Annotated in this window: 19 protein-coding genes; all 19 read right to left on the reverse strand. The window is 49.6% G+C overall.

Annotated features, from left to right (window positions below):
• Positions 1-4: 4 nt before the first annotated feature.
• The gene (locus Q4E40_RS02675; protein WP_303409867.1) at positions 5-460 is read right to left on the reverse strand and encodes a PDDEXK family nuclease; all 456 of its coding nucleotides are present in this window, start codon (positions 458-460) and stop codon (positions 5-7) included.
• 1 nt (position 461) lies between these two features.
• On the reverse strand, positions 462-1,019 hold the full coding sequence (locus tag Q4E40_RS02680; RefSeq protein WP_303409868.1) for a ParB/RepB/Spo0J family partition protein: 558 nt from the start codon (positions 1,017-1,019) through the stop codon (positions 462-464).
• Entirely contained in the window at positions 1,016-1,222 is a 207-nt protein-coding gene (locus tag Q4E40_RS02685) for a hypothetical protein (RefSeq protein ID WP_303409870.1), read from the reverse strand. The genes Q4E40_RS02680 and Q4E40_RS02685 overlap by 4 nt, the downstream gene beginning before the upstream one ends.
• Positions 1,212-1,643: a hypothetical protein gene (locus Q4E40_RS02690; RefSeq protein ID WP_303409871.1), complete on the reverse strand. Its 432-nt coding sequence runs from the start codon at positions 1,641-1,643 to the stop codon at positions 1,212-1,214. Before Q4E40_RS02690 ends, Q4E40_RS02685 begins: the two co-directional genes overlap by 11 nt.
• A gap of 256 nt (positions 1,644-1,899) precedes the next feature.
• On the reverse strand, positions 1,900-2,343 hold the full coding sequence (locus Q4E40_RS02695) for a hypothetical protein (RefSeq protein WP_303409873.1): 444 nt from the start codon (positions 2,341-2,343) through the stop codon (positions 1,900-1,902).
• A gap of 399 nt (positions 2,344-2,742) precedes the next feature.
• Positions 2,743-2,952 carry a hypothetical protein gene (locus Q4E40_RS02700; protein WP_303409874.1) on the reverse strand — a complete coding sequence of 70 codons (210 nt, stop codon included), beginning with the start codon at positions 2,950-2,952 and terminating at the stop codon, positions 2,743-2,745.
• Positions 2,953-3,363: 411 nt separating this feature from the next.
• On the reverse strand, positions 3,364-3,588 hold the full coding sequence (locus Q4E40_RS02705; protein ID WP_303409876.1) for a hypothetical protein: 225 nt from the start codon (positions 3,586-3,588) through the stop codon (positions 3,364-3,366).
• Positions 3,589-3,703: 115 nt separating this feature from the next.
• A complete protein-coding gene (locus tag Q4E40_RS02710) occupies positions 3,704-4,207 on the reverse strand; it encodes a hypothetical protein (RefSeq protein WP_303409878.1) in 504 nt (167 codons plus the stop codon).
• 2 nt (positions 4,208-4,209) lie between these two features.
• Positions 4,210-4,428 carry a hypothetical protein gene (locus tag Q4E40_RS02715; protein ID WP_303409879.1) on the reverse strand — a complete coding sequence of 73 codons (219 nt, stop codon included), beginning with the start codon at positions 4,426-4,428 and terminating at the stop codon, positions 4,210-4,212.
• 43 nt (positions 4,429-4,471) lie between these two features.
• Entirely contained in the window at positions 4,472-4,657 is a 186-nt protein-coding gene (locus tag Q4E40_RS02720) for a hypothetical protein (RefSeq protein WP_303409880.1), read from the reverse strand.
• A gap of 10 nt (positions 4,658-4,667) precedes the next feature.
• Positions 4,668-6,035, reverse strand: coding sequence for a hypothetical protein (locus Q4E40_RS02725; RefSeq protein ID WP_303409881.1), 1,368 nt, complete (start codon positions 6,033-6,035; stop codon positions 4,668-4,670).
• 272 nt (positions 6,036-6,307) lie between these two features.
• Positions 6,308-6,559: a hypothetical protein gene (locus tag Q4E40_RS02730; RefSeq protein WP_303409882.1), complete on the reverse strand. Its 252-nt coding sequence runs from the start codon at positions 6,557-6,559 to the stop codon at positions 6,308-6,310.
• A 91-nt stretch (positions 6,560-6,650) separates the two neighbouring features.
• Positions 6,651-6,947: a hypothetical protein gene (locus Q4E40_RS02735; RefSeq protein WP_303409883.1), complete on the reverse strand. Its 297-nt coding sequence runs from the start codon at positions 6,945-6,947 to the stop codon at positions 6,651-6,653.
• 214 nt (positions 6,948-7,161) lie between these two features.
• Positions 7,162-7,371: a hypothetical protein gene (locus tag Q4E40_RS02740; protein ID WP_303409885.1), complete on the reverse strand. Its 210-nt coding sequence runs from the start codon at positions 7,369-7,371 to the stop codon at positions 7,162-7,164.
• A 73-nt stretch (positions 7,372-7,444) separates the two neighbouring features.
• The gene (locus Q4E40_RS02745) at positions 7,445-7,669 is read right to left on the reverse strand and encodes a hypothetical protein (RefSeq protein WP_303409886.1); all 225 of its coding nucleotides are present in this window, start codon (positions 7,667-7,669) and stop codon (positions 7,445-7,447) included.
• Positions 7,670-7,819: 150 nt separating this feature from the next.
• Positions 7,820-8,083 carry a hypothetical protein gene (locus Q4E40_RS02750; protein ID WP_303409887.1) on the reverse strand — a complete coding sequence of 88 codons (264 nt, stop codon included), beginning with the start codon at positions 8,081-8,083 and terminating at the stop codon, positions 7,820-7,822.
• 4 nt (positions 8,084-8,087) lie between these two features.
• Positions 8,088-8,507 carry a hypothetical protein gene (locus tag Q4E40_RS02755; protein WP_303409888.1) on the reverse strand — a complete coding sequence of 140 codons (420 nt, stop codon included), beginning with the start codon at positions 8,505-8,507 and terminating at the stop codon, positions 8,088-8,090.
• A gap of 99 nt (positions 8,508-8,606) precedes the next feature.
• A complete protein-coding gene (locus Q4E40_RS02760) occupies positions 8,607-8,981 on the reverse strand; it encodes a DUF3127 domain-containing protein (protein WP_303409889.1) in 375 nt (124 codons plus the stop codon).
• Positions 8,982-8,984: 3 nt separating this feature from the next.
• Entirely contained in the window at positions 8,985-9,230 is a 246-nt protein-coding gene (locus Q4E40_RS02765) for a hypothetical protein (protein ID WP_303409890.1), read from the reverse strand.
• Positions 9,231-9,286: the final 56 nt, after the last annotated feature.

Consider the following 9,286-nt stretch of genomic DNA (forward strand, 5'->3'; position numbering starts at 1 on the left):
CAACTTATGACAAGTGAATACACCGGCTGCCATCTATCAGTATGAGTTCTATCGGCAGTGAAAACCCTTGTATTGTAGCCTGTAGTTCTGGTTTTAGCTCAGGCGCAGCGATGACCAAGCGAGGCATATTCCCAAGCAAAGCCTTGAAGGTTGCCCCGTAAAACAACACCTGCCCAATAGCCCCTATTAAATCGTTCCGGTTGTTCTTGCCCGTCTTGCATTCAATAAGTGTTCCTGTGCCGTCTTCGTGCCACAGCATTATATCGGCAATCACATGCCCTGAAGCAAGCTTTAACATGTACTGACGCTCAATTCGCTTTATTACCCCCCATTTGCAGTACTTGGCTATGTCGTGAATGTTATCCAATACATGCGACTCCAGGTCTTTCTCTTTGCCTAGGAAAGTATACTGAGGCATTAAATCCTCTTTGGTTAACTCACCTTTTTTTATGATGCTCATCTTACTTAATGGTTACTGCTATCCGCCCCCGGAACAGTTCTTCTATCTCGGTGCGGGCTTCTTTTAGCTGTAGTTCTGTTTCAAACTCAATCTTCATAGTTGGAGGCCCGAACATGGGCTTTTGCTCCGCTTCTTCCTCCTGTGTGTCTTCTCCCCATCCAAAGGGAACAGCCAAACCCCATGCTTTTAGGGGGAGATCATCCCAGTCATTGCCCAACGCATCCCAATCATTCTGACCGTAGCTGCCGTTGTCCTTGATGGCCCATCGCTTCAGTTTGGCCGCTGGTGTATCCGGAGGAAGTAGCTTGCAGGGAATAACGGTGTATCCCAACTCTTTGCAGCCTCTTAGTCGTTGGTTTCCCCCGATAGCCACGTACTTTCCCTTGAAGGGGAACACGATCACCTCACGGGCCTCTATGTAGTCCGGGTCTTCCCGGATGCTGTCCAGTAGATAAGCGTACTCTTCGTCCTTGATGAAGCGGGGGTTCTCGGGTACTCCTGGGATTTGGCCCTCGTTGTATTCGAGTAGCTCAATGTTGATCAGGTCGCGTTGTATCATTTCTCTAAGCCTAGTCTGATGCTCTCGTTTCGCTCTGTTGTCAGTTCGTACTCGTAGTGCTCGGAATCCTGTGTGCCACAGCTAACCGTGTACAGCATACTGGAGCCTCCGAACTTAACCGCTGTCACCATGCGCTGGGATTGGTCCGGGTCTGTGGCCAGGTAAACCAAGTCCCCTAATCCGTGTGTTGATTCAAATCTCATGTCTTCTCAGTGCGGAGTATAAAAGACCGTGTTCGGCCAATAGGTTCTGTTTGAACGGGCTCTGGTTAAAGGCCCCGTAAGGGTTGTGGGCTACTGTTATCTTGTTGTTGTCAGCGTACAGCAAGCCCCAGTTGTCGGGTAGTTCTCTTGCGGTGATCAGTCCAGCAGGGGTCAGGTAAAAGCGAAACTTCCCCATGCCTTTGTGTGGCTGCTTCCGAAAGCGCTTCTTGTGGTCTGCCATGTAGTCCGGCCTGGATACTTTGCATTCGATCAGAACCGAGTGTCCCCAGCTCCCGAACCCGATCACGTCGGGCTGCTCTCCCGTTGGGGTGTTGGAGTGCAGCTCCTTGAAAGCGATTCCGCAGGAGGCTTTGTTGAGCAACCATCTATAACCGATTTCCACTAATTCCTGGTGTGTCATTTGCCGCAGTTCTCGCAGTTGCCTTGGTTGTTGCAGATAATGCACATTACACAATGTCCTTTCTTTTGTCCTTCATAAAGCCCCTTCTGCCCTTGCGGTTGTTGAAGTAGTACCGAAACCGGATGCGTTCCGCTTCTACTGTTAAAGCGTCCCTTAAAGGAGCTATGTTGTAGGGAGGGTATCCCACTATCCAACACTGCAACCCAAGGCTTACCAAGAAAATCCGCAGCAAACATTTAACTTCATTCATCTTGTGTTATAGATAGGGTTCGAGCATCGTTTTGTGGGCGTTGAGCACCGTGTTGCGAAAGTCCTGGTACACCTTGTAGTGCACCACCACCTCCCTCAGCAGCACCTTGGCCGTGCCGTAGGAGCAGTTCAGCTCCTTGGCGATGGCCTGGGGCAAACCGTGCTGCACGCACTTCTGGGTGTAGCCGTACAGCTTCTCGGGCTGGTAGCACAAGAGCATCACGGCCCCGAACTCCCTGCGGCACCTGGAGACCTGCATCTTGGGCCCCTGCCCTTTCAGCATCTCCATCGGTACGCCCCGCACCTGGCAGAACGTGTTCAGTAAATTCCTCACCTCGCCAGTGTCGGTGAAGACCTTGGCCGGCAATAGTTCCCGCAGCCGGGTGGTGATGGCGCGGGCCACCTGCGGGTGCTCCTTCTCCAGGATGTAAAGTTTGAGTTCCGGGGTCATTTCTTGCTAAAGTTATATTATCCGCGATTATTGCCGTTTTTCTGGTCTCCACCCCCTGAGCAAACGAGACTTTCTCCGTTTTCTGGCTTGGTTTTGTCCTGTTTCCTGCCGCCTGTTCCGCCCCTGGCTGCCTCCTCGCAGGAGCATATCCCGCCGAGGCTGTCGTGTTCGTTGCCATTGCACATAATTCAAAAGGGTTTTGCGCTGTGTTCCGTTAAAGGGATAATTCTATATAGTGATGCTTCTATAATTTCACTTAGAGGGGGTGCCGCTATCCAATTACGTCTTATGTTACGGCTAGTACGTGCTGTGTTAGGGCGATCCCTTCGGGCCGTGCTTTCGCTCATATCTTTGCTCCTTTCAGTCACAAAGGATAAACGCTCTATCACTATCGCGGGGCTATCGACTGTTCTCAATTGTCTCTCTCCTTAGCTGGTGCAGCAATCCGTTCAAGGCGTTGTCATGGCTGCTGAAATGCCAAGGCTCAGATGGGATGCCTGAAACTGACACGTAGTGCGTCCAATAGCGTTTCTTGAACAGCCAGCCTTTCTCCTTTTGCACTTCTGCCACGAAACCCCGGGGGTAGTGCCTTATCCTGAACTTTGGCATCGTCTTGTGTTAGTTAAGGGTAATGTTTGCCTTCTCTCAGGCTGTCAAAAAATAAGTGTGAGTAGGCCGGGTACGATTCCGGCAGTCCAGGACGTGCGCTTGAGCCCGATGATCACACGTCAGCTTAGTATTCCGAGCCAATAACATAGCGTCTACTTCCGCCACTACTCAATAAAGCTCCCGTCTTATGGTTGCGGGAGGTCGCCACCCGTCTGGTAGCTGCCTTCATCCTAAAGATGAATTGATTGTGGGGCGGGGACATGCCAACTCGTTCGGGCTGTGTCCCCTTTTCTACCCCACATATTGTTAAATTCTGATGTATCTATGTTTGGGCGAATCCCAAGGGACCGCGCTTTCGGCTCTATCTTTTTCTTGCAGAAAAAGGATGCCGCCTTTATCGCTTTCGCGGGGCTATATCCCTGTATAAGGGAAGTCATCTGGGTTGTCCCCATAGCCCTCCATCAATGCGATTGTCGAGGGCTTCCAGTCTTTTCGCCCGTTCGCCTGCCGTATGTGGTGCTCCACGTATTCCATCAACTCTTCCCCTGTGAAGCTGATGTAAGTAAGTTGTCCCACCCTGTCTATTTCTTCTCCGAAATAGCCGTTGTGCGCTTTGCAAAATTCTTTTTCTGTCATGGTCTATGCGTTAACGATAGAGGGCTTGCTTGAACTCCTTTCGGCAGAAAAAGCCGAAAGAGTGAGGCCCGAAAGCGTGTTAAAACGCCCTAATAATTTGTTCCCGATGGAGCGATTAAAGCCACTCTATTTTAATCTTCATCGTTTCAGGAGCCGGATAGGTGCCCCCGAAATAAGGGTAAAGGCGCTTGTAAAAGAGCGGGAAGCCTGCCAGCGTCTGAACGGTCTTCTGCTCAATGGTGAACCCGTAGCCGGATGCGGTGAACTTCCACCCCTCTTTCGTTCTGCACAGCTCCAGGTACACATCCTCGAAGGGCACGACCTCTATCAAGGGCTCGTAATACCGCTTGCCGCCCTTATAGACGTAGGTCAGTATTTCTATACGATCACCTTTGGCCCGCCATCCGAACCGTGCTGACTCTTTGTGATGATCTAAGCCGTGTGAAAGGCCGAACAACTTGTTGATGTCGTCTGCATCCTGAGAGGGGGTTAAACAGTTGTCGTCAAACGTAACCCGTGCCTTGTGTTGCGGGAACTCCCGCCAGCCTCTAACCAGCCGCCACAGCATCCCCACCCAATTAGTGGAGTAGTGACGGCCCTTTTTGATAGTGTAGATCATCGCTATTCGTTTTCTTTATAGCCGATGCTCCAAAAGATAGTCAGCACATACACAGTGCCCATCGACAAGCTGCGGATGGATTCTTGATGCGCTTCAGGTGCCAGGCCAAACCAGCCCAATGCCATAACAAACACATTCAGAAAGCAGACATACCCAACAATCTTACACAGTCGTTTCGTAGGGATAAGCGCGGCACAAAACCCTTTTAGTAAATCTATCATACGTCTTGTGTTATCTTCTTTTGTTTAAGCCTGTATACACCACCTATTCCCCTTTCAGGACAGCATACCAATACACCAAGCCTGCGACCACCCCGAACAGCCCACAACTGATTCCGGCTGTATAGGTCGGCCCAATGGCAAGGGCTCCGATAATGCCTCCCAGGATGAAGTGCCACACCATGCAGATGGGGAAAGGGAGGGGGAAAAGAAAGCCTTTTATCTTGTTCATACGTCCTGTGTTATGATGCGAGTTGATTACGGTATTGTGCGTGTGCAAAGAATCGGTGCTTAATGCCGCCCGACTTGCGGTGTATCTCGGCCTCTCCCGTTCTCGGAACGCCGATATAGCCGTTGTCATAGTGCCATTCGTCTGTGGTGCCGATGGACCGGAGGAACTTCACCTCAACCCCTGGGAAGTCTTTGTTCCGAATGAACTGGTACTCTTCCTTGTGGTGAATATCCCCTAAAAGGAAGGTTCTAAAGGTGGTGTCTGCCCATTTGTGTTTTTCTTCCTCTGCCATGCGCAAAGGAAGCTGTGCCGTTTTGCCCTTTTCTTTGTCGCCGTGTGCAAACCCGAACAGGTTCTCTCCGTACTGCACATACTTGCGCTGTTTGCGGGTCGTATCCAACTCCACATTCGGGTTGTTCTCATAAACCGCATCCAACACCTGCCCTAAGTAAAAATCTTTGTCTTCTGAGTGGTTGGCTTTGATAACGAGCACCTTGACCCTGGCCACCTGCGCCGCCTTGTCTATGCACCTTCTCAGCAGCTTAACGCCTACCTTGAACGAGTCATGGCTGTTGACGCTGGTAGCTTGTGGCGTGCCTCTCTTGGTGGCATTGCTTGGCCCGTTGGTGTTGAAAAAGTCGTGCCCGATAGGAATAATAAGCAGCTCGGGAGATTTCGAAGCACAATCACTCAGCAACTCGTCAAAGAGCGTTTCAAACTCCTGTATATTGTCCTCGATAGTCGAGCCGTAACCCGTTTCAGCAACCAAACATACCTTGTCGATGTGTGCGTCATACAGGTTGATGATGGCCGCGCACTGTTCCTGTTTCTGGTAGGTGAACCGAGGGACCGGCTGCACATAGCTTTTGAACTCTTCGATCAGCCCCTTAATAGCTACTTCAGAGGCCACTACTTTCTTGCGTCTTAACCAGGCTTTGATCTGGTAAAGGGGCGTTACCTGTATCTCTAAATTCTTGTCTTTGGCCCCTACTTCCCACTTGTTGGAAACGTATCTTTCCACCTCCCACACCTCCAAATCAATATCGCAGGCTGCAATCAAATCATCCAGTGACTTGACCCGTTTGCCCTCGATGGTGGCCGTGTCCTGCTTGACATCCTGTATGATGCCGGATTCCTCTATGAGCGAGTCAGCCGCGTCTTCTACGTAAACCGTGTCGGATGTTTGCAGGGTCGCAACGAACTGCTTCACCAGCGGGTGGCGGCGCATGATCTGCGCCTTGAAAGGGAACTTGCCCGACTGCTCCAGTAGTTTGCCCACCTGCTCCAGCTTGATGACATTCGGCAGATTCAGGCCGATCAGGTATTGCTCCATGTCCGGCCAGTAATCGACAAACTTGATGTTGTGCGTTTTGCCCACTCGAATCACTCAATTAGTATACCCAAATATACAAATATTTTAAGACAATGCAAATGAAAACCAAGCTTTTACGCAACTTTTTTTTGTGTTTTACGTAGTTTGTGGTCTTTTGCTATACATACGTACGTGCTGTGTTAGGAAAGGCGAAAGGAACACCCGGTTGGATGCTCCTTTGCTCTCTTGGCATAGAGTTGAAGGGTAATATCTAGGGCGTTCCCTGCGGGTCGGGCTGTCCGCTTTACTGCGTGTTCGCTCCCATCCCTAACGCGGGGCTATAGATTCGGATGGTGCGTCTTGATGTGCAGGCGCATAGTGGAGACCAAAGTGTCTATATCTTGCTCTCTTTCTTTGACCGCAGCCTCCAATACTGTGATGTACTCGTCGCTTAAAGCTTTGTTCTTTTTGAGAGTCGCGATATACTCTTCCTGCACTTCGATTAGTTCCTGCTTTGACTTATAAGATCGGAACAGGAACCCAAGGATCAAAACAAGCGGAACAGCGATCAACATTGATTTAAAATTCATTTTTTTTGCGTTAGTGATTGAACGGCCTGTTTGAGCCTGAAAGGCGAGTAGTGAAAGCACGGGCCTGCAAGGCAACGCCCAACTACTGCTGTTAGGCTGCTTTCTTGTTTCCTATTCTAACTTTATAGCGGGTCAACACCTCGTTCCACTGCAGCTCTGAACTCAGCTCGTACCCTTCCTCTTGCATGGCTCCGCAAAGGAAAAGGTCAAGCTGTTCACTGGCAGAAGATCCGGTGTAGGTCTTGAACTCCTCCCCGTTTCGGGTCAGAACCAAATTCTGGCAAATAGTCTCCGAGTCAAAGCGGAAAACATCACTCCCGTCTTCATGGCAGACGAAAAAAGGAAACACCTGGGGGTTGGACGGGTAATTGGGTACGGCTGGGTTCATCTTAAATTATGGCTAAAAGTTAGAAGATGGGGAAGCGTAAACGTAAAACTGGGGCGGCTGTATCTTGCTCTCACCTGTATCTTTTGCTCGTTTCCTCACAAAAGGATGCCGGTTCGATCAAGGCCGCGGGGCTATTCAGGTAAAAAAGGCCGCTCGGGTTGTGCCGATTAACAACAGGTCGTTTGCAACCGCCTGCTGATACTGTATGAGCCTTTTAGTAACTTTCTTTGCATAACCCCGCGCAATCGTAATCACACGGCTTGTCTGATTTGTAGCATATCTGCACTGCCGCTACTCTCACCTCCTGCGTTTCCATTAGCTCCGATTGAATCTCTTCCAGCGTTTCGAGTGCGTTGCATAGCTCTATTAGCCCGCCCCGCACAAACTCAATACTCTTTTCGTAACGTACTATGCTTTTCTCCATGTTCTCGACAGACTGTCTGTAGCGGCCTATTCTAACATCTAACAGTTGAAGTGCTTTTTCTTTGCTCATAAGGTTAGTTTTTAGGGGGTGTGATAACGCAATAATGGGTAAACACAGTGGCCTCTACAGCATCATCTCCAAACCACTCACTATCTCCCAACATAATCCACTGCTTGCCATTTGCGCTTTCGTTATGTTTCCAGCCTACTGCGTACTTGCCATCCCCTTTCGGATACAGGAACAGGTACGAATCACTGTAGTTAAACTCTGTTTCAGGGGTTATTCTTATCCAGTTCATAAGCAAAAGTCCGTTAAATCTGCGCTTCTGATTAGTGAGGCTTGCAACTCGTATTCTGAACGTGCCGTGTCTTTAATCAGCTTCTTTTTAACTTTGCGTGGAAGTCTGATTATCTTCCCCGTTGTTGGGTTTCTGTCTTTGCTCATAAGGTTATTCTGGAAAGTAGTCTATTTTAACCCGCGTCCCTATCTCTAAGTCAATCGGGTCGCCTTTAATCGTAATGAAGTCGCCCGTTTCAATATTCTTGAAATACGATTTGCCCTCTTTGTATTGAAAGTATTCCCAATCCATATCAGGCTCTCCTAGGCAATAGAAAGCGATTCCCTCCTTATGGAGTTGGCCTTGCTGCTCTTGGTCGTGCGCCCATGAATCATTGTCCTGCTCACGTTCAAAGTCTGCTCTGTCGTAACACATAGTTTTAAGATTTAAAGGTTAGTTCTTCGCCTGTCAGCACATAATACAGATTCTGCAATTGGTGCATGTATTGAATGGCGCTCAAGTTAATTCTTTGCTCAGGCACACTCGAAAACTCAGGACACTGGCAATAGTCAGGATACCACTCCCCTCTCACTTTATCCAACTCAATGTAGTAGTCGCCACCGTTCACGACAAGCCACAAGGTGCGGTTGTCTTTCTTGAAACCCATCCTTGTGAGTTCTTCTTCTGTTATCGGAACGCCTTGCAGGTAGTCCAGCGGGTACTCGTGCTCAAAGGAGTTCGGGTGCAACGGCTTCACATTCACAACCCCTTTGTAAATATCGGCAACGCGAACCCGCTCCTCTGGGTCGTCTTCCATTTGCAGGATGTTGCCTAGTCTTAATTCTGTATCTTTTAACATGGTCTTTTTTGCGTTAGTGATTGAACGGTGTGTTTGAGCCTGAAAGGCGAGTAGTGAAAGCACGGGGCGAAGCCAACGCCCAACCCCTTACTTTGCTACTTAAAAAGGCAAATCGTTGTCTGCTGTATCCGGCATAAAGTCCACAGCCCCCGTACTAGGCCCGTAGCCGCCGCCTGCCGGACTTTCGCCCCCTTGTGCTACACTTTCTATGCGCCACGCCTGAAGGCTCGTAAAATAGCTTGTCTGCCCGTTCTTGGAATACTCTCTCCCTCTCACGTTGAAAGAGACTAAGACTTGCTGTCCTGTTTCGAAGCGGTCAAGCTGTGAGCACTTGTCCTGGGTCATCTCGAACTTGGGCAGCTCCTCGTATTGGCCGTCCTGTACTTTCAGCACGAACTCGCGCTTTTTAAATTTCTCTGTTACTTGCTGCTCTTGTCCGATGAAATGCAGCGTTCCGGTTAGTTGTAGTGACATGGGTTATCTTTTTTCTGGTTTTTGATTTTCGTAATAGGTCAGTAAATATTCCCAGGCTTCCTGCTCTCGGAGGGTGGCCCCGTTGAGGGCGATCACGGCCAGCTTCATATCCAGCGGAAGCGGGTTGGCGATCATCTCTTTCAGTAGTCCCATCTTCCCCTCAAAATCCGGGGCTCCTAAGACAATCCCTAACGTCTGGTAAGCTTCTCCAAACTCAGGAGGGTACTCTTTGGGTGGTTTCTTTTTCATCTCTTAAAGGTTGGGCGAATCCTGCGGACCGGGCTTTCGGCTTTACTTCGTGTTCG

The sequence above is a fragment of the Pontibacter coccineus genome (assembly GCF_030546575.1).
GTDB lineage: Bacteria > Bacteroidota > Bacteroidia > Cytophagales > Hymenobacteraceae > Pontibacter > Pontibacter coccineus.